The sequence below is a fragment of the Streptomyces sp. NPDC051104 genome, from assembly GCF_040682835.1.
GTDB classification, from domain to species: domain Bacteria; phylum Actinomycetota; class Actinomycetes; order Streptomycetales; family Streptomycetaceae; genus Streptomyces; species Streptomyces cynarae.
In genome coordinates this window covers 383,465-401,993 of the sequence record NZ_JBFBBS010000002.1, presented here as the reverse complement: position 1 = coordinate 401,993, position 18,529 = coordinate 383,465, and the positions used below count along the sequence as shown (strand labels likewise).

Below are 18,529 nucleotides of genomic sequence, written 5' to 3'. Positions count from 1 at the left end.
CCGATCACATGGGTCACGTTCACATGGGTCACGTCAAGAACCCTGAACATGAGCTCCCGGAAGGGGTCGTCGCCACGGCCGAGGAGCGGGCGGGCGACGGACGGTCAGCCGGCGAGTACGCGCGCGGGGAGCGTGATTCCGCGGCGGAGCAGACAGGCGCGGACACCGGCGTGCCGCACGGCTCCCCGATGGGCGACCCGAAGGCGACGTCCCCGGCCGGGGGCCCGGCGGACGACGACCGGTACGCGCGTGTGCAGCACGGCGACCCGGCCGCGCATACGGAGTCCCCGACCGTCTGGGACGACGGACTGATCGCCCGGCGCATGCCCGGTACGGCCTTCCCGCCGGACGGCACCGCACCGGGCGAGCCCGGTGACGCGGCCGTACGGCATCCCGCGCCGCTCGCCTACGACGGGCCCCTGCGCTCCCGGCTGGACGCGCTGCGCGAACTGGTGGGTCTGTCGCGGACCCGGCTGGACAGCCGCACGCTCGCGGAGGCGGGCCGGGTCCTGGACGAGGCGGCCGCGCGTCGCAGGCTCTCCGGGGAGCACACCGTGGTCGCCGTCGCGGGCGCCACCGGCAGCGGGAAGTCGACGCTCTTCAACGCGCTCGCCGGCGTGCCCCTCTCCGAGACCGGGCTGCGCCGGCCGACCACCGCCGCGCCGGTCGCGTGCAGTTGGAGCGACGGCACGGGCCCGCTGCTCGACCGCCTGGGCGTTCCGGGGCGGCTGCGCCGACGCCCGCTGCCGAACCCCGAGGGCGAGGCGCGGCTGAGCGGCCTCGTCCTGGTCGACCTGCCCGACCACGACTCCGCGGCCGTGGAACACCGGCAGCAGGTCGACCGCATCCTGGCCCTCGTGGACGCCGTCATCTGGGTCGTCGACCCCGAGAAGTACGCCGACGCCGTCCTCCACGAGCGCTATCTGCGGCTCATGGCCGGGCACGCCGAGGTCATGTTCGTCGTCCTCAACCAGGTCGACCGGCTCCCGGGGGAGGCCGCCGAGCAGGTGCTCGACGATCTGCGGCGGCTGCTCGACGGGGACGGGATCGCCCTGGGGGAGTACGGCGAGCCGGGCGCGACCGTGCTCGCGCTGTCCGCGCTCACCGGCGAGGGCGTGGGTGAACTGCGCGAGGCGCTCGGACAGTTCGTGGCCGAGCGCGGGGCTGCCGTGCGCCGTGTCTCCGCGGACGTGGACGCGGCCGCCGCCGGGCTGCGGCCCGTCTATGCCACCGCGGGCCGCGCCGGGCTCACCGAGGAGACGCGTGAGGAGTTCGCCGGGCGGCTCGCGGACGCGGTCGGCGCGACCGCCGCGGGGGAGGCCGCCGAGCGCGCCTGGCTGCGGCACGCCAACCGCGCGTGCGGCACGCCGTGGCTGCGGCTGTGGCGGTGGTACCGGGACCGGCGCGAACCCTCCACGGGACGCCTGCCGGTGCCCGCGCCCCCGGACGAGGAGGCGACCGCGCGGCAGTGCGTGGAGCAGGCCGTGCGGACGGTGGCGGACCGGGCGACGGCGGGGCTGCCGGCGCCCTGGGCCCAGGCGGTGCGCGAGGCCGCGGTACGGGGCGCGCAGGGGCTGCCGGAGGCGCTGGACGAGCTGGCGGTGCGTACCACCCTGCCGTCGGGTCGGCCGCCCCGGCCCGGCTGGTGGCGGGTCGCCGTGCTCGCCCAGGCCTCGATGACGCTTCTGCAACTCCTGGGTTCTCTGTGGTTGGTGGGACAGGTCGTCGGGTTCATGCCGTCGAGCCTCGGGATGCCGCTGCTGATGTTGCTGGTCGGCCTGGCCGGCGGTCCGGCCGTCGAGTGGGGCTGCGGGGTGGCGGCACGCGGACCGGCCCGCCGGTACGGGCTCGAGGCGGAACGGCGGCTGAGGGACGCGGCAGCCGCGTGCGGGCGGGCCCGGGTCCTGGATCCGGTGGCGGCGGAACTGCTGCGGTACCGGGAAGTGCGGGAGCAGTACGCGAAGGTGGCGGGGGCCGGGGTGGGGGCGCGGGTGGGGTGAGCGCCGTGCGGCCGTCGCGTCGGAGAGCCGACGGAGGCGTCGGCCAGGCACGGGCAGGGGCGGAGGCACTCGTTCGGGTGGCGGAGTTTTCCACAACCGGCCGGTAGCCCACAGGGCCCAGCGGGCTCGGGCCGACGGAGGCAGTCTGGCTTCGCGGCGATCGCGGACGACGCGGTCGCCGCACGGCGGCGGCAGGCGACAGGGCGTGGCCGCCGCGGCAGACGCATCCGTGCGGGACAGGCCCGTACGCGTTCCGCTCCGGCGCGCGGCCGGAGCGATGGAGGGGATTGGCCATGAACGAGACGATGGTGTGCGTGGTCGGCAACGTCGCCACACAGCCGGTGTACCGGGAGTCGCCGACGGGACCCACCGCCCGTTTCCGGCTGGCGGTGACGGCGCGGTATCTGGACCGCGAGAAGAACGTGTGGACGGACGGGCACACCAACTTCTTCACGGTGTGGGCCCGGCGTTCGCTGGCCACGAACGTCGCCGCGTCGGTGGCGGTGGGGGATCCGCTCGTCGTCCAGGGGCGGTTGAAGGTGCGGACCGAGCAGCGCGAGGGGCAGGGCTGGCTGTCGGCGGACCTCGACGCGGCGGCGATCGGCCACGACCTGTCCCGCGGCACGTCGGCCTTCCGGCGGTCGTCCCGGCCCGAGGCGCAGGCCGGAGTGACGGCGCAGCCGGAGCCCAACTGGGAGACGGAACCGGCGAGTCGGATGCCGGAGGAGACGCAGCCGCGAGAAGAAGCGGAGCAACCGCACCCGGAGCCAGTGGGAGTGACGTGACGTCAGACACAGCGGTGCATCCGTCCTGACCCAACTGCCGCTTATCGCCGCACGTGTCGGCCAATATCCTGACGCTTCCTACCCAAAGGGCGATAGGCGCAGCTCACAGGCTGTGTGAGCGATAACGATTACGAGTCGGATCGGCTGTTGGGTCACATGATCGGGGAGTGGGGTGCGCGGCGTCCCTAGGATGCCGGGCATAGCTCTCGGGGCTTCTGATTCTGCTGGTGGGACCACACCCCCCACGTCAACGGGTCCTGCTCGAAGGGGAATTCTGTGTTTGCTGCGTTCTCTGCGCCGTCCGCGCGCGGGCGAGGGGCCGCCCGCCTCGCTGCCGCGACGCTGGTGTCCGGACTCGTCGCGGCGGGCCCGCTGGCGGCCGCGGGGGCGGCGGCCGCCGACGGGACGCCGCAGAGCGAGGGCGGGGCGACCGCGACCGTCGGCGGCCTCAAGACCTACGGGGCCGCCGTCGTCCACGGCGGCGGCGCGGACGAACAGGTGCCGGCGGGCCTGTTCGAGATGTCCGTCGACAACGGCGGCACCCTGCAGACGTACGGCATCGACATCCACAACCCCACGCAGAAGGAGGCCAGGTACCACGAGACGTCCTGGAGCGGCACGTCCCTGAACGGCAACAAGAACGCCGGAAAGATCCGCTGGATCCTGCAGAACTCCTACCCGCAGGTGAACGACCTGGCGCGGCTGGCGGCCCAGGCCGGGGCCAAGGGCCTCACCGAGCAGGACGCGGCGGCCGGCACCCAAGTGGCGATCTGGCGCTTCTCGGACGGCGCCGACGTGCACGCGGTCGACCCGCAGGCCGAGAGACTCGCGGACTACCTGGAGAAGCACGCGCGGAACCTTCCGGAACCCGCGGCGTCCCTGTCCCTCGACCCGCCGGCCGTCGCGGGCCACCCGGGCGAGCGGCTCGGCCCGGTCACGGTGCACACGAACGCGGACAGCGTGACGGTGACCCCGCCGGCGGACGCCGCCACCACCAAAGTGAAGATCGTCGACAAGAACGGCAAACCGGTCACGACCGCGGTCGACGGCGGCCGGATCTACTTCCAGGTGCCGAAGACGGCGCAGGACGGTCGGGAAGAGCTGACCGTCCAGGCGTCGACCACCGTGCCGGTCGGCCGCGCCCTCACCTCCGAGACCCGCAGCCAGACGCAGATACTCGCCGGCTCCAGCGAGTCCACCGTCTCGGCCACGACCACGGCGGCCTGGGCCAAGAAGGGCGCCGTACCGGCCCTGTCGGCTGAGAAGAACTGCGCCGAGGGCGCTGTGGACATCACCGCGATGAACAAGGGCGACAAGGAGTTCACGTTCGATCTGATGGGCGCGGAGCGCACGATCCCCGCAGGCGCGTCACAGAAGGTGACCATCCCGCTGCTGGAGGACCAGCCCTACGACTTCACGATCAAGGGCCCGGCAGGTTACAAGAAGTGGGTCAAGGGTGTCCTCGACTGCAAGACGGAGACCGCCATGGGCGGCCTGAAGATCCAGACGCTCAGCGAGCCCAGCCCGGCCACGGCGGGCGGCACGGCAACGGACACCAACCTCGCCGAAACCGGCACGTCGAACGCCACCCCGCTCATCGCGGGCACGGCGATAGCCCTGGTCGTGATCGGCGGTGCGGCGCTTCTCCTGGTCCGCAGGAAGCAGACGCCGACGCATGACTGAGCGACGAAGCGGTCAGGCTCGCGGAATGTCACTGATGTCACGGACGTCATGGAGAGGCGCCCCCAGGTGACAGATAAGACCAGAAGACGCCGTCCGGGTCGTACGTCGCCCTTGAGACTCCGCAGTCGCTACTCGTGAAGCGGCGCTCACGTGAGTGGCCGCCGACCGAAGTGACGGCAATGCCGACGGCAACGACGGCGGACGGCGGCGGTACTCGGCAGCGTGTCACGGTGGTGGCAGGGTGCCGTCGGGTCGGCCCACCAAGAGGTGCCCGCGTCTTCTAGTCGCCTGTGCTTGTGACCCGGCTCGGCGCAACGGCACGCAGCCAACCGGCGAGCGCGGAGAAGTCGGCGTCTGTGAGGCCTCTGGCCGGGTCGACGCGATGAAGAAGCGACGGCCCAGCGTGTTGGGCAGCGACCCAGAGGCGGTCCATGGCACTGATCTCGTCGTCGACCCAGATGAACGACCGGCGGTCGGCCCACTCGACGAGGTGGCGGGTCTTCCAGTGCAGGCCGCGCGGGGTGTGGTCGGCGCAGGCGTCCGGCCACTGCACGACGGGCAGCTGTGGCAGTCCGATGCGTGGGGCGACGGCCCTGTTCGCGTCCTCCATCCATGTGGATGCCCACACGAGATGGCAGCCCAGGGCCATGAGGCGCGGCCCAATCCCGGGGTCGAGCCGCTCAAGCAGTGGGTTCCCCTGATCGAGGTACGCCGAGGAGTCGGGAACAACAGCCTGGAGGTGACCGGACGACGTCCCGAACGGGATGAGTGGACCGTCAACGTCGAGGAAGAGAATGGGGCGCTTCGCTGCGCTTGTCACAGCGGCACGATAGCCCGGCGCGGTCGGGGAGCGGCACTCATCGCCCCTGGGCCGTCTCTGGGCCGTGCGAGGGTGCCCGAGGGCACTCGACAGCGACCGGCAGTGACAGACGAGCCGCCGCTGGCAGCAGCGAAACCCCAGGTCAGAGCCGCCCCGCCGCACGGGTTTCCGCCCAGGGGTGGCGGTACGGCAAGATGGGGTGTATCTGCCCACTGCCAGATTCAAGCTGCCGGACGGTTTCTCTTGGCTGAGTTCATTTACACCATGCGCAAGGCGCGCAAGGCGCACGGCGACAAGGTGATTCTCGACGACGTCACCCTGAACTTCTTGCCGGGTGCCAAGATCGGCGTCGTCGGTCCGAACGGTGCCGGTAAGTCGACCGTGCTGAAGATCATGGCGGGGCTGGAGCAGCCGTCGAACGGTGACGCCTTCCTCACGCCCGGCTACAGCGTCGGCATCCTGCTCCAGGAGCCCCCGCTGAACGAGGAGAAGACCGTCCTGGAGAACGTCCAGGAGGGTGTCGCCGAGATCAAGGGCAAGCTCGACCGGTTCAACGAGATCGCCGAGCAGATGGCGGTCGAGTACACCGACGCGCTGATGGACGAGATGGGCAAGCTCCAGGAGGACCTCGACCACGCCAACGCGTGGGACCTGGACTCCCAGCTGGAGCAGGCCATGGACGCCCTGGGCTGCCCGCCCGGCGACTGGCCCGTCACCAACCTCTCCGGCGGTGAGAAGCGACGCGTCGCGCTCTGCAAGCTCCTCCTCGAGCAGCCCGACCTGCTGCTCCTCGACGAGCCCACCAACCACCTCGACGCCGAGTCCGTGAACTGGCTGGAGCAGCACCTGGCCAAGTACGAGGGCACCGTCGTGGCGATCACCCACGACCGGTACTTCCTGGACAACGTCGCCGAGTGGATCCTCGAGCTGGACCGCGGCCGCGCCTACCCCTACCAGGGCAACTACTCCACCTACCTGGAGACCAAGACCACCCGCCTCAAGGTCGAGGGTCAGAAGGACGCCAAGCGGCAGAAGCGCCTGAAGGAAGAGCTCGAGTGGGTGCGGTCGAACGCCAAGGGGCGGCAGGCCAAGTCCAAGGCGCGTCTGGCCCGCTACGAGGAGATGGCCGCCGAGGCCGAGAAGATGCGGAAGCTGGACTTCGAGGAGATCCAGATCCCGCCGGGCCCGCGCCTGGGCAACGTCGTGGTCGAGGTCAACGACCTGCACAAGGCCTTCGGCGAGAAGATCCTCGTGGACGGGCTTTCGTTCACGCTGCCGCGTAACGGCATCGTGGGTGTCATCGGCCCCAACGGCGCCGGCAAGACCACCCTCTTCAAGATGATCCAGGGGCTGGAGACGCCGGACTCCGGTGACATCAAGGTCGGCGAGACCGTCAAGATCTCGTACGTCGACCAGACCCGCGCCAACATCGACCCGAAGAAGACGCTGTGGGAGGTCGTCTCCGACGGGCTCGACTACATCAACGTCGGGCAGGTCGAGATGCCGTCCCGGGCGTATGTCTCCGCCTTCGGCTTCAAGGGGCCGGACCAGCAGAAGCCCGCCGGTGTCCTCTCCGGCGGTGAGCGCAACCGCCTCAACCTCGCGCTCACCCTGAAGCAGGGCGGCAACCTGCTGCTCCTCGACGAGCCGACCAACGACCTCGACGTGGAGACGCTGTCGTCGCTCGAGAACGCGCTGCTCGAGTTCCCCGGCTGCGCCGTCGTCGTCTCCCACGACCGCTGGTTCCTCGACCGTGTGGCCACCCACATCCTCGCCTACGAGGGCGAGTCCAAGTGGTTCTGGTTCGAGGGCAACTTCGAATCGTACGAGAAGAACAAGATCGAGCGGCTCGGCCCGGACGCGGCCCGTCCGCACCGTGCCACCTACCGGAAGCTGACTCGGGGCTGATCTTGCGCCACATCTACCGCTGCCCGCTGCGCTGGGCGGACATGGACGCGTACGGCCACGTCAACAACGCGGTGTTCCTCAGCTACCTGGAGGAAGCCCGGATCGACTTCCTGAGCCGCCCGGACAAGCAGTTCAGGCAGGGATCCGTGGTGGCACGCCATGAGATCGACTACAAGCGGCAGCTCGTCCACCGGCCCGAGCCGGTGGACATCGAGCTGTGGGTGACGGAGATCAAGGCGGCGTCCTTCACGGTCGCCTACGAGGTCAAGGACGGCGACCAGGTCTGCGTCCGGGCCTCGACGGTGGTCGCGCCGTTCGACTTCGAGGCACAGCGGCCCCGCCGGATCACGGCGGAGGAGCGCGAGTTCCTGGAGGAGTACCGGGACGACGAGGAGGAGGCCGTCGCCGCATGACGGTGCTCCACCTCGCCGATGACGGGGAGGCGGCGGACCTCGCCGCCTTCCTGGCCCGGCTGCTCCACTACGACCGCGGCGCCGCGGTACGTCTCCAGGCGACCGGGACGACGCTGGCGGTCTTCGGGCGGCCGCCGTCGTTCGAGGTGCTCGCGGTCCGCGCGGTGCGGCTCGTCAAGCCGTACGAGGACGGGCTGGAGGTCCAGCTCGATGTGACCGTGTCGGCGGGTGAACTCCTGGAGTCCGTCGACGAGTCGGCGGCCACGGCGGCGGTGCCCGCCGCCGTCACCGGGCCGCCCTGGGCGGGGGTCCTGCCGCCGCGCACCGGCTGGCGGCCCGAGCCGGGGCTTGCGGCGCCCGACGCGCTGCGGGCGACCGTGGCGGCGGCGGTGGCCGAGTTCAGGTCCCGCACGGAGGAACTGCCGGCCGAGCGGCGCACCCGTGCCGAACTGGACCGGATCGGCCGGGAGATCTGGTCGCGCACGGTGGGGGACACCGGGCTGCCGGTGCGGGCCGTGCACGCGGCGCAGTCGCTCGGCTTCCTCCGCTCGGCCCCGCAGGCGTCCACCGAGGAACCGGTCGCGCTGCTCTCCTCCGGCGCGTGGCTCCGGCTGCGCACGCCGTACGGGTCGATCGCCGTGCGCAGGGCCGGATTCGGCGCGCTGAACGTCAGCGTCCGCTGACGTTCAGCGGACCCTGACCCCAGGCTCACCCCGGGGTGTTCACCATCGTCGCGGCGGCGTACGTCAGGTAGTTCCACAGCGTGGTCTCGTGCTCCTCGGAGAGGCCGAGTTCCTCGACCGCGACCCGCATGTGCTTGAGCCAGGCGTCGTGCGCGGCCTGGTTCACGGCGAACGGGGCGTGGCGCATGCGCAGACGGGGATGGCCGCGCTGCTCGCTGTACGTCGTCGGGCCGCCCCAGTACTGGATCAGGAACAGGACGAGGCGCTCTTCTGCCGGGCCCAGGTCCTCTTCGGGGTACATGGGCCGCAGGATCGGATCCTCGGCGACTCCCTCGTAGAAACGGTGGACCAGGCGGCGGAAGGTCTCCTCACCGCCGACCTGCTCGTAGAAGGTCTGCTCCTGAAGCGTGCCGCGCCGAATCTCTTTCACATGCTCCATGGTCTCAGACACGCCGACCGAGGACGCAAGGCTTAGGACCAGGGGGCTGGTCAGAGGGACGGATTCCGGATCAGGAGCGCGGCGTGCTCGCTTCGGACTGTGTGCCGCAGCACAGTGGAGGTATGGCCACGCACGCTCTCGACCAGGATCTGGACAACCTCGCCGCGTCCGCACGGGCGGAACTCGTGCGGGAGATCGACGCGAGCGGCGTCTGGAGCGCGGATCCCGTGTGGCGGGAGGCGTTCGAGGCGGTGCCGCGTCATCTCTTCGTGCCGTACTACTACATCGGCGTCAGGGGCGGCTACGAACGCCGATGGTGCGGCGACCCGGACCCGGAGCGCAGGGACAAGTGGCTGCGCGGCGCCTACACCGACACCCCGCTGGCCACCCGTGTGCGCGACGGCGAGCTGGTCTCCTCCAGCAGCCAGCCCTCCCTGATGGCGGAGATGCTGACCGAGCTGGGGGTCGAGGACGGGAACGCCGTACTGGAGATCGGCGCCGGCACCGGCTACAACGCGGCCCTGCTCGCCCACCGCCTCGGCGACGACCGGGTCACCACCATCGACCTCGATCCGGAGATCACCGAGTCCGCCCGGCAGCACCTGGCGGCCGCGGGACACCACCCGGCCGTGGTCACGGGCGACGGCGCGCGCGGCGTACCGGAACGCGCCCCCTTCGACCGGGTCATCGCGACCTGCTCGCTGAGTTCGATCCCGGGCGCCTGGCTCGCACAGTGCACTCCGGGCGCGCGCATCCTCACACCGTTCGCGACGGGGCTGATCGCCCTGCGGGTACGGGACGCGGGGCACGCCGAGGGGCGTTTCCTGCGTACGCCCGCTTTCTTCGTGCCGTTGCGCGGGGGTACCCGTGCCGAACCGGAGCCGCGGGACCCGGGCGGGCTGCCGCAGCGGGCGCGCGGCAACGACCGGTTCCGGTTCCTGCTGGCCCTGACGCGGGGCAGCCTCGACCCGTACGAGGCGTACACGCTGTGGGAGCGCGAGGAACAGCCCGGGCGGGAGCGGTACGGCATCACGGTCGGCGGCGACCGCTCCTGGGCGTGGCTGGACGACCCGGAGGGGCCGTACGCCTGGCCCCTCCCCTGATCGTCGGTTCTTTCAGCCCTTCAGCCCCGGCGGATGGTGATCGTCGTCCAGGCGCCCACGTGCACCCGGTCCCCGTGCTGCAGGGGCACCGGCACGAAGGGCTGGATGGGCTCCTCGGAGCCGTTGACCGTGGTGCCGTTAGTGGAGTTCTGGTCGACGATCGCCCAGGACCCGTCCGGCTGCTGCACGAGCACCGCGTGCTGGTGCGAGACGCCCGGGTCCTCCGGTGGCACCGACAGGTCGATGTCGGGGGTGTCGCCGGTGGAGTGGCGGCGGCGGCCGATGGTGACCTGGTTGCCGGTGAGCGTGCGCTGCTGCTCCGGGGAGTACGCGGGCAGGTTGAGGCCCGCGGCCTCGGGGCCGGAGCGCTGCATCATCGCCATGAAGTACTCGCGGTCCGGACCGATGGTCGCGGTCCAGGTCGCCGGCGGCTGCTGCTCGTACGGGCGCGGCGGGGCCTGGGTGGCACCGGGCTGCGGGTAGCCGTAGGCACCGCCCTGACGGCCACCCGGGCCGCCGGGGCCACCCGGGCCACCGTGACCGCCGGGCGCCGGGGCGGACGACGGCGGCGAGATCACCCAGTCGTCGTCACCGCCGCCGAAGGACGGACCGCCCGACTGCGGCGGGGCGGGAGGCGGGAAGCCCTGGGTCGGCGGCGGGGGAGGCGGTGGCCCGGGCCGCTGGAAGGCGGAGGGCGGTGCACCCTGCGGGAAGCCCGACGGGGCACCCGGAGCCGTGGTCTGCGGACCACCGGACGCGCCGGCACCGCTCGGGCCACCGGGACCGCCAGGGCCACCGGGCGTCGGCGGCGGAACCGGACGCGACGGATCGGCACCGAAGCCGGGCGGACCGGACGGACCCGCGGGACCGGACGGGCGTGAGGCGTCCGGGCCGAACCGCGTCGGCCCGGACGGCTCGCTGCCGAACGGCGGCGACGGCGGAATCGGTTCCGCAGGCCGGTTGACCTGCGACGGCCGGGACCTCTCGTAGTCGTACGAGTCCGGGCCGGGCCCGGCCGGTCCGCCCTGCTGGAAGTGCGGCGGCAGGCCCGGCGCCGGCGTGCGCGGGGCGGCGGGGGTGTACGAGGTCGCCGTGTTGGTCAGGAAGTTCCACCGGCACTCCTCGCAGAACGGGGCGCCGCCCTCGCGGGGCGTACGGCACTGCGGGCACAACTCCGGCTCGGAATCCGGTACGGCGGACAGCGGGCGTCCTCCCGGGCGGCCGCCCGCGCCCGGAGGCGGCGGGGGCGAACCCGGCGGCGGGTAGCCGTAACCGGCGGCGGGCGGCGGTGGAGGCGGCGGGGGTACGGCACCGGCCATACGGTGACCGCAGACCTCGCACCAGTCGTCGGAACCCGACTGGTGTCCGTTCGGGCAGGTCGGCATGTCGGCGCGTCCCCCTCTCCTTCTTCCGGTCACCGGGACCGGCGTGGTTCTCCAACCCCTGGGGGTCGGGCTGGCTGTTATGTCACTTCTTTACACGAACAGTCTTTGTGGACCGTGTCTCGAGTGTCATCTCGTCGGCCTCCGCGACCTTCGCCTTCAGTCGCACAGTACCTGTCGCGGCATCGACCACGTCCACCACCTTCGCAAGCAGTTTCGCAGTATCCGCGTTCCCTGAGGCATTCGCGAGCTGAACGGCGCGGCCCAGTTTGGCCGTTGCGCCATCGAAATCGCCCTCTTTGCGCAGATCCAGTCCCTGCTGGATGACTTGGGCGAGTTCGGCCTGCCCTGTGTAGTGTGCGACCTGGGCGTTGATGGACGTGGACGCCGCCATGTCGTCGGTCCACATGGCTCGTACGAGCCCCTGCGCGCCCAGGCTCTGGGCACTCCCTCCCCCACTCTCGGCTTCGCTCGAGCGGGAGGTACCCCCGGCCTGGGGTATGACCAAGGACACGCGCGCGGCCAGCATCTCCTGGCCGATGTTCGCGGGCGGGACCTGGACGCAGACGTGGTAGTCGCGGGACTCGTCGCCCCAGGAGCCGGTGGGGTAGTCCCCGGCGCGCGGACCCGCCTCGACCCGTCGGGCGGTCAGGTCCTCGACGGTGGGCGCCACCTGCTTGACGAATTTGATCTCCGTGCCGACGGGTGTCCACAGCCGCAGCGCGACGTCCGCGACCTCCTTGCCCATGGCCGTCTCCATCATCTGTGTGAAGTCGGCGGCGAGGGCGGCCGGATCGGCGACGATGTCGGCGGTGCCGAGCAGCGCGGAGGCGATCCCGGTGACCTCCTTGACCTCCCAGTCGGTGCCCACTCCCCGCGCGTCGCAGGTGAACCGGCCGGCGCAGGCGTCCAGCGTGGCCTTCAGCGCGTCGGGGGACTCGTGTTCGTTGCGGCCGTCGGTGAGCAGGATGCCGTGGCGTATGGAGACGTCCGCCGAGGACAGCAGCCGGTCCGCGAGCCGCAGCCAGGTGCCGATCGCGGTGCCGCCGCCCGCGCTCAGCCGGCGCAGCGCCTGCTTGGCCTGGCCGCGGGTGGTCGCATCGGCGACCGCGAGCCGCCCGCCGCCCGGGTAGACCTCCTTGGCCACATGAGTGCCGCCGATCACCGCGAAGTGCACCCCGTCGCGCAGGGTGTCGATGGCGGCGGCCGTCGCCTCGCGTGCGTTGCGCATCTTGGTCGGCGGATAGTCCATCGACCCGGAGCAGTCGACCATGATCGCCACGGCGGCGTCCGGGCCCTGCCCCGGCGCGTAGAGGTGGGGGGCCGTGACGGAGCTTCCGATCGTGCCGCCGCCGGTCGCCGTCACCGTGATGATGGCGTTGACCTCGCGGCCCCCCTCCGGCAGGTACTCGTTCTGGTAGACGTCCACCGAGAACTGCGGCACGTTCGACTTCGAGAAATTGGCCATGGCCGTATCGGATCCCCCTTGAGAGCCCCACCGCGGTGGGTGACGACTGGTGGCGGACCGGTCCCCTCCGGTCCCAGGCCCTGCCGTCGAACTCCCCACGACAGGACCCAGGGCCGACCCCCGCCGGCCCCGGGCGCGTCCGGGGGCACCCTCGCGGTCCCCCGGCACACCTCTCAGGCGGATCCTGCCCCCTGCGGCAGGGCCGGGAACGGGAGGACCGCCACTGTTACGTTGTCGTGCCCGCCGCCGTCCAGGGCGTGGCCCAGCAGTACCCGGGCGGCGTGCAGCGGGCGGAGCCCGGCGTCGAGCGGCACCACCTCGGCCATCTCCTCGGCGGCCTCCGCGTAGTTCCACAGCCCGTCGGTGCACACCACCACGACTCCCGGCCGGTCCGGCTCGAACGACGCGGTGTGCGGGTCCAGTTCGTAGGCGTCCGCGCCGAGCCAGCCCGTGATCGCGTGGGCACGCTCGTCGGCGTACGCCTCGGCCTCGCTCATCAGGCCCGCGGCGACCATCTGCGCGGCCCAGGAGTCGTCCTCGGTGAGCCGGGCCGGCGGCGCGGCGCGGTCCACAGGGACCCAGTAGGCGCGGCTGTCGCCGACCCAGCCGACGACGAGCAGGCTCGCGGTGACGACGGCGCCGACCAGGGTGCACGCGGGCGCGTTCTGGTGCGGGGCGTGCTCCTGGGCCGTCTCGGGCTCGGCGGCCAGGGAGTTGACGGCGTGGGAGGCGGCGACGATCGCGTCGTGCATGGCCTGCTGCGGGTGCGTGCCGCGCGGCAGGGCGTCGAGGAGCGCCTCGCTCGCCGTCCGGGCGGCGGCCAGGGAGGCGTCGTCGGGGCGGGTCGCCGAGGACACGCCGTCGCAGACGATCGCGACGACCGCGGGCGAGCCGTCGGGCAGCGCGGTGGAGGAGACCGCGAACGCGTCCTCGTTGCGGTGGTGGCGCAGGCCGCGGTCGCTGACCGCCGCGACCGCGCCCAACTCCTGCTCCAGGTGGTCGCGTTCGCGCGGCTGGGCGTGGCCGCAGTTCTCGCAGTAGCCGTCGCCGTCCACGGTGCCCGCGCGGCAGGCCACGCAGACCTTCGTGGCGGCGGGAGGCGTGGACGGCACGGCGGTGCGCGGGTCGACCGGCTGGGACGGGGGTCCCCCCTGCTCGGGAGAAGTCGAGTGCTGCGGGGAGGCGAGGTGGTAGTCGTCGGGTTCCGCGGAACGGTCGAACCGCACGCCCTTCCCGGCGGGCGTGCCGGGCGGCTCCGCGCCGCCCAGGTCCGTGCCCGGCAGGTCGGTCGGCAGGTGCACCGGGGCGGGCGCCTGGGGGCCGCCCGCCGGCGGGGCGGCCGGCCAGTCCACCGGGCCCGCCTCCGAAGAGGGCCGCGGCACCGTGCCGTTCATGGTCAGCGTCGGGGGGTCGGACGGCGGGGCGGGCACCACCGACAGGTCGTACCCGCAGGCGCCGCAGTAGAGGTCGCCCGACTCCAGGGGCTCCTCACAGCTGGGGCACCGCGAAAGCGCCGTCGACCGGGGCATCTGCGACATCGATCACACCCACGTCCGGGGGCGGTAACGGTTTGCACGTTCCACCAGGTCGATCCTCTCCTCGCCGCCCTGTGCGAGTCTGGCCAGCGTCCGGTACGAGCGCTCCAGGCCGAAGCGCAGGCCGCGCTCGTCCAGGTCGCTGCCGAGCAGCGCCCGCCCGTCGGCCGCGGGCGGCGCGGAGCCCTGGCCACCGGAGAGTACCCAGTCCAGCGCACAGCCCAGGACCTCTGTGGACAACTGCTCGCGCCGCACGGCGTCCAGACCGTACGCCTCCAGCGCCTGCACCTGTCCCGCGGCGGCCACCAGGTCGTCCAGGAAGGCCGGGTCCGGTCCCCGGCCGGTGCGCTGCCGCAGCCGCGCCCGTACGGCGGCGACGCGGGCGGCGGTGTAGTGGATGGACGCCTCCGGCACGGACTCCAGGGTACGCACGGCGCCCTGGCGGTCACCGGCGGCGAACTGGACGCGGGCCAGACCGAACGCCGCGCTGACGTAGCTCGGGTCGGTCGTCCAGACGAGGCGGTAGTACTCGGCGGCGTTGTCGAGCTGGCCGAGGACCTCCGCGCACAGGCCGAGGGCCAGCTTGGGCGCGGGCTCGCCGGGGAAGGCGTCGTAGACCGCGTCGAAGGAGAGCGCGGCGGACTCGTGGTCGCCCGTGACGAGCGCGGTGACGCCCCGGTACCACACGACCCGCCAGTCGTCGGCGTGGTCCGCCTCCAGGACCGCGAGGGCCTGCCCGGCACCCGCCGTCTCGCCCATCTCCAGCCGGGCGCGCAGCTCGCGCAGCCGCAGCTCCGGGGAGGCGGCGGGTGCGCTCCGCAGAGCGACGATCAGCTCGGCCGGCGCGGAGGCGATGAGACCGGCCAGGAAACCGGCGTTGGGGTCGCCGGGGTCGACATGCGGGACGGGCAGCGCGAGCGCGGCGGCAGGGGCGTCGACCGGCTTGACGAGGACGGGGGCGGCGGCGCCCCCGCCACCCGTGCTCCCGGCCGCTCCCGGACCGGTACCGGCGGCGGGGGAGCCGGAGACGGCCGGAGGGGCGGCGAGGGCAGGGACTACGACGGCGACGGCGGCGAGGGCAGGGGCGGATGCGGCCCTCACGGCGCCGGTGCCGGGCGTGGCAGGCGTGGTGGGCAGCGCACCCGAGGTTCCGGTGCCGGGCGTGCCGGGCGTGGTGGGCAGCGCACCCGAGGTTCCGGAGCCGGGCGTGCCGGGCGTGGTGGGCAGCGCCCCCGCGGTTCCGGAGCCGGGCGTGGCAGGCGTGGTGGGCAGCGCCCCCGCGGTTCCGGAGCCCGGCGTGCCAGGCGTGGCGGGCAGCGCCCCCGCGGTTCCGGAGCCCGCCGTTCCCGGTGTCGCGGGCAACGCACCCCCGGTCCCGGAGCCCGCCGTTCCCGGTGTCGCGGGCAACGCACCCCCGGCCGCCCGGCCCAGTCGGCGCGCCGACACCACCCGTGCCCCCAGCCGCGACACCTCCCCGGCCTGTTTCGGGAACAACTCCGTGTCCGTGAGCTTGAGTTCCGGACCGAACAGCGTCGACAGCGCGGGCCTCGGACGGCCCGTCCGAAGCGCGACGACCTCGCGCAGCACCCCCGTCAGCTGCTCCGACATCTCCTGCGCGGACGCGAACCGGCGCGCCGGGTCGGGGTCGGTGGCGCGGACCAGCAGCCGGTAGAAGGACTCGTACCGGCGGAACACCTCGATGGTGTCCGGGTCGGGCAGGGAGTCCGCGTAGGCGTTCGTGTAGCCCTGGAAGTCGAAGGTGAGCACCGCCAGGGTGCGCGCGACCGTGTACAGGTCGGAGGCCACCGACGGGCCGACCTCCGCCACCTCGGGCGCCTGGTAGCCGACCGTGCCGTAGATGGCCGACTCGTCGTCGTCCATCCTGCGCACCGCGCCCATGTCGATCAGCTTGAGCTGGTCCTCGGTCTGGATGGCGTTGTCGACCTTGAAGTCGCAGTACAGCAGGTTCCGGCTGTGCAGATGGCCGAGCGCCTCCAGCGCCTCGATGCCGTACGCGCACGCCTGCTCCACCGGCAGCGGATCGCGTCGACCGTCCGGTGCGCGACGCTCGTTGGCGATCTCCTTCAGCGACTTGCCGCCGACGTACTCCATCACGATGTAGCCGTCGAGGGAGCCGGTGCGCTGGTCCAGGTGCTCGACGAAGTTGTAGATCCGCACGATGTTGGCGTGCTCGATCTCCGCGAGGAAGCGCCGCTCGGAGATCGCCGCGGCCATCGCGTCCTGGTCGCCGGTGTCCAGCAGGCCCTTGAGGACCACCCAGCGGTCGGAGACGGCGCGGTCGACCGCCAGGTAGATCCAGCCGAGCCCGCCGTGCGCCAGGCAGCCCACGACCTCGTACTGGCCGTGCACGATGTCGCCGGCCTTCAGTTTCGGGACGAACGAATAGGGGTGACCGCACTTGGTGCAGAAGCCCTCCGTGCGCCCGGGCCGGTCGCCGCGCGCACGCCCCACCGGGGCCCCGCAGTCGGAGCGCGAGCAGAACCGCTTGCGCTCGGGCACCTCCGCGCGCTCCAGCACCATCGCCCGCGGGTCGGGCCGTGGCACCGACGGGACCTGCACCAGGCCCAGGCCGAGCCGGCCGCGACCCGAACTCCCGGCCGTGGAACCGGAGCTGCGCACCGACACCGAGCGGCCGGTGGACTTCCCGGACAGCCGGCCCGACACCGACCGCCGGGACTGCGACGACCGCCGGGACTGCGACGACCGCGACGACGCCCCGGAACCGGGCCGCGCGCCGCCGGTTCCCGAGCCCTGGGAGCCCTTGCCGTCCGCGGTGCCCCCCGCAGGCGGCGAGCCCTCCGCGCCCTTGGCCGAGACGACCGGCGCGAGCCCGCACGTGTCGCAGTAGAGCTCGCCGCCGCCCACGTCCTCGTACGATCCCCCGCAGTCGGGCCGCTGGCACGTCCGCCCCGCCTGGCTCATGCCTCCCCCCTCCGGTCGGCCGGTGCGCCCGGCTCGGGCACGCGCGCGCCGAGCAGTTCCGCCACCGCCCGCTGGTAGCGCAGCACCGCCTGCTCGGCGGCCCGCAGGTCGCAGGGCGCGCTCCACAGCATGCGGCGGGCCGTGTCGTACCGCTCGACCAGCAGCGGGTCCTCCGCCAGGCCGTGCCGGGCCACCTTCGCCTTGTACGCGTCGAGGCGGCCGCGCAGCTCGGCGCGGACCGCGAGCGGCGCGGTGACCGCCGTCAGCGACTCGCGGGCGCGCTGGAGTTCGTCCTCCGCCCTCTGCTCCAGTGAGTCCAGGAGCGGCGAGAGGCGGTGCCACTGGGCGTGCCTGCGGTACTCGGCGGCCGTCGCCAGCTGCTCCTGCAGCGCGGTGGGCGGGCCGCTGACCGCGGGCACCTCCGAGGCGGCGATCTTCGCCAGCACCTCACCGCGCGCGCTGCGGGCCTCGGCCAGGGTGCGGTCCGCGCGGCTGAGCAGGTCGCGCAGCCTGACGAGCCGCTTCTCCGCATCCTGACGAACCATCAGCACAGCGTCGATCTCCCGGCGTACGTCCTCCAGGGCGCGTGCCTGGCGGTCGTACACCGTGGTGTCCGGCCTGCCGCCGCCGGGCGCGGAACTCCCCTGGGCCGGGACCCAGTACGCCAGCGGGTCGGAGACCACCTGCTCGCGCAGCCTGGTCAGGGTACGGGTGATGCGCTCCAGGTCGTCGCCCGCCGGATGCTCGCCGGGGCGTACGCCCACCGAGTGGGCGAGCTGACGCGTACGCTGCAACTCCGCGGCCAGTAAATCGATCCGGGCGGGCAGCGCCGACCACACCGCGTCGGCGGCGACGACCATGTCCAGCGAGGACGCGTACAGGTCGTTCATCCGGTCCACGAGCTGCTCCAGGGTGAACTGCTCGCTGAGCCGGCCGGTGCCCGCCAGGGTCGGCGCGTTCGCCGTCGCCGTGGTGCCGCCCGCGACGGTGACGCTCGGGCCGCGCAGCAGTTCGGTCAGCTCGGCCAGGTCCTCGCGGCTCGACCAGCGCCTGCGGGAGCGGATCTCCCGCGCGGTGCGCAGCGTGTCCGTGTAGGCGTCGAAGTACGCCCACAGCAGGGTGATCGACGCCTCCGCCGACGCCCACCGCTCCTTGGTGACGCCGGTCAGTTCGGCGCCCTCGAGGAGTCTGCGGCCCGCGTGGTCCTGCAGGGCGAGGAGCGAGGTCTCTATGGCCTCGTGCTCCGCACCGAGCCGCGCCAGCGCACGGTCCACCTCGTCCCGGTCCAGTACCGGCCCGGTGGGTCCCGTGACGCCCATCGATCACCTCTCGCTCTCGTCGTTCCCCGCGCGCGTGTCCGGTGCGCC

Annotated in this window: 14 protein-coding genes; 7 read left to right on the top strand and 7 right to left on the bottom strand. The window is 72.8% G+C overall.

Translation table 11 applies throughout. The features are described from left to right. Positions 1–8 precede the first annotated feature (8 nt). From AB0N14_RS06465 to AB0N14_RS06455, 3 genes are all read left to right on the top strand, one after another. The gene (locus tag AB0N14_RS06465; protein ID WP_366024568.1) at positions 9–2,000 is read left to right on the top strand and encodes a GTP-binding protein; all 1,992 of its coding nucleotides are present in this window, start codon (positions 9–11) and stop codon (positions 1,998–2,000) included. Between the two features lie 293 nt (positions 2,001–2,293). Then, on the top strand, positions 2,294–2,785 hold the full coding sequence (locus AB0N14_RS06460; protein ID WP_366024567.1) for a single-stranded DNA-binding protein: 492 nt from the start codon (positions 2,294–2,296) through the stop codon (positions 2,783–2,785). A gap of 276 nt (positions 2,786–3,061) precedes the next feature. After that, positions 3,062–4,468, top strand: coding sequence for a TQXA domain-containing protein (locus AB0N14_RS06455; RefSeq protein WP_366024566.1), 1,407 nt, complete (start codon positions 3,062–3,064; stop codon positions 4,466–4,468). 280 nt (positions 4,469–4,748) lie between these two features. On the opposite strand, the gene AB0N14_RS06450 is transcribed toward AB0N14_RS06455, so the two are convergent. Next, entirely contained in the window at positions 4,749–5,288 is a 540-nt protein-coding gene (locus AB0N14_RS06450) for an HAD domain-containing protein (RefSeq protein ID WP_366024565.1), read from the bottom strand. 243 nt (positions 5,289–5,531) lie between these two features. Between AB0N14_RS06450 and ettA the strand changes: the two genes are divergently transcribed. From ettA to AB0N14_RS06435, 3 genes are read left to right on the top strand one after another with little or no spacing between them, the layout of a single operon-like run. Next, a complete protein-coding gene (gene ettA, locus AB0N14_RS06445) occupies positions 5,532–7,196 on the top strand; it encodes an energy-dependent translational throttle protein EttA (RefSeq protein WP_366024564.1) in 1,665 nt (554 codons plus the stop codon). Positions 7,197–7,198: 2 nt separating this feature from the next. Beyond that, complete coding sequence (locus AB0N14_RS06440) at positions 7,199–7,609, top strand: thioesterase family protein (protein ID WP_366024563.1); 411 nt, start codon at positions 7,199–7,201, stop codon at positions 7,607–7,609. Further along, positions 7,606–8,292, top strand: coding sequence for a hypothetical protein (locus tag AB0N14_RS06435; protein ID WP_366024562.1), 687 nt, complete (start codon positions 7,606–7,608; stop codon positions 8,290–8,292). The genes AB0N14_RS06440 and AB0N14_RS06435 overlap by 4 nt, the downstream gene beginning before the upstream one ends. Positions 8,293–8,317: 25 nt before the next feature. Here AB0N14_RS06435 and AB0N14_RS06430 read toward each other — a convergent pair whose 3' ends face one another. After that, complete coding sequence (locus tag AB0N14_RS06430) at positions 8,318–8,731, bottom strand: globin (RefSeq protein ID WP_366024561.1); 414 nt, start codon at positions 8,729–8,731, stop codon at positions 8,318–8,320. A gap of 122 nt (positions 8,732–8,853) precedes the next feature. On the opposite strand from AB0N14_RS06430, the gene AB0N14_RS06425 reads away from it, so the two are divergent. Beyond that, on the top strand, positions 8,854–9,834 hold the full coding sequence (locus AB0N14_RS06425) for a methyltransferase domain-containing protein (protein WP_366024560.1): 981 nt from the start codon (positions 8,854–8,856) through the stop codon (positions 9,832–9,834). Between the two features lie 20 nt (positions 9,835–9,854). Here the strand turns inward: AB0N14_RS06425 and AB0N14_RS06420 are convergent, their stop codons facing one another. The 5 genes from AB0N14_RS06420 to AB0N14_RS06400 all read right to left on the bottom strand — a co-directional run bounded on the left by AB0N14_RS06420 (position 9,855) and on the right by AB0N14_RS06400 (position 18,481). After that, on the bottom strand, positions 9,855–11,219 hold the full coding sequence (locus AB0N14_RS06420; RefSeq protein ID WP_366024559.1) for an FHA domain-containing protein: 1,365 nt from the start codon (positions 11,217–11,219) through the stop codon (positions 9,855–9,857). A gap of 82 nt (positions 11,220–11,301) precedes the next feature. Continuing rightward, positions 11,302–12,684 carry a VWA domain-containing protein gene (locus tag AB0N14_RS06415; protein WP_366024558.1) on the bottom strand — a complete coding sequence of 461 codons (1,383 nt, stop codon included), beginning with the start codon at positions 12,682–12,684 and terminating at the stop codon, positions 11,302–11,304. Positions 12,685–12,857: 173 nt separating this feature from the next. Further along, positions 12,858–14,222 (bottom strand): protein phosphatase 2C domain-containing protein, encoded by a 1,365-nt coding sequence (locus AB0N14_RS06410; protein WP_366024557.1) that lies wholly within the window; start codon positions 14,220–14,222, stop codon positions 12,858–12,860. Positions 14,223–14,225: 3 nt separating this feature from the next. Beyond that, a complete protein-coding gene (locus tag AB0N14_RS06405) occupies positions 14,226–17,162 on the bottom strand; it encodes a tetratricopeptide repeat protein (RefSeq protein ID WP_366024556.1) in 2,937 nt (978 codons plus the stop codon). Continuing rightward, a complete protein-coding gene (locus tag AB0N14_RS06400) occupies positions 17,159–18,481 on the bottom strand; it encodes a hypothetical protein (protein ID WP_366024555.1) in 1,323 nt (440 codons plus the stop codon). Before AB0N14_RS06400 ends, AB0N14_RS06405 begins: the two co-directional genes overlap by 4 nt. Positions 18,482–18,529 lie beyond the last annotated feature (48 nt).

Bases quoted from the DNA above. Each gene is read 5' to 3' on its own strand.
- AB0N14_RS06420 (WP_366024559.1), bottom strand. From the start codon at position 11,219: ATGCCGACCTGCCCGAACGGACACCAGTCGGGTTCCGACGACTGGTGC.
- AB0N14_RS06465 (WP_366024568.1), top strand. From the start codon at position 9: ATGGGTCACGTTCACATGGGTCACGTCAAGAACCCTGAACATGAGCTC.
- AB0N14_RS06400 (WP_366024555.1), bottom strand. From the start codon at position 18,481: ATGGGCGTCACGGGACCCACCGGGCCGGTACTGGACCGGGACGAGGTG.
- AB0N14_RS06425 (WP_366024560.1), top strand. From the start codon at position 8,854: ATGGCCACGCACGCTCTCGACCAGGATCTGGACAACCTCGCCGCGTCC.
- AB0N14_RS06415 (WP_366024558.1), bottom strand. From the start codon at position 12,684: ATGGCCAATTTCTCGAAGTCGAACGTGCCGCAGTTCTCGGTGGACGTC.
- AB0N14_RS06405 (WP_366024556.1), bottom strand. From the start codon at position 17,162: ATGAGCCAGGCGGGGCGGACGTGCCAGCGGCCCGACTGCGGGGGATCG.
- AB0N14_RS06430 (WP_366024561.1), bottom strand. From the start codon at position 8,731: ATGGAGCATGTGAAAGAGATTCGGCGCGGCACGCTTCAGGAGCAGACC.
- AB0N14_RS06460 (WP_366024567.1), top strand. From the start codon at position 2,294: ATGAACGAGACGATGGTGTGCGTGGTCGGCAACGTCGCCACACAGCCG.
- AB0N14_RS06435 (WP_366024562.1), top strand. From the start codon at position 7,606: ATGACGGTGCTCCACCTCGCCGATGACGGGGAGGCGGCGGACCTCGCC.
- AB0N14_RS06410 (WP_366024557.1), bottom strand. From the start codon at position 14,222: ATGTCGCAGATGCCCCGGTCGACGGCGCTTTCGCGGTGCCCCAGCTGT.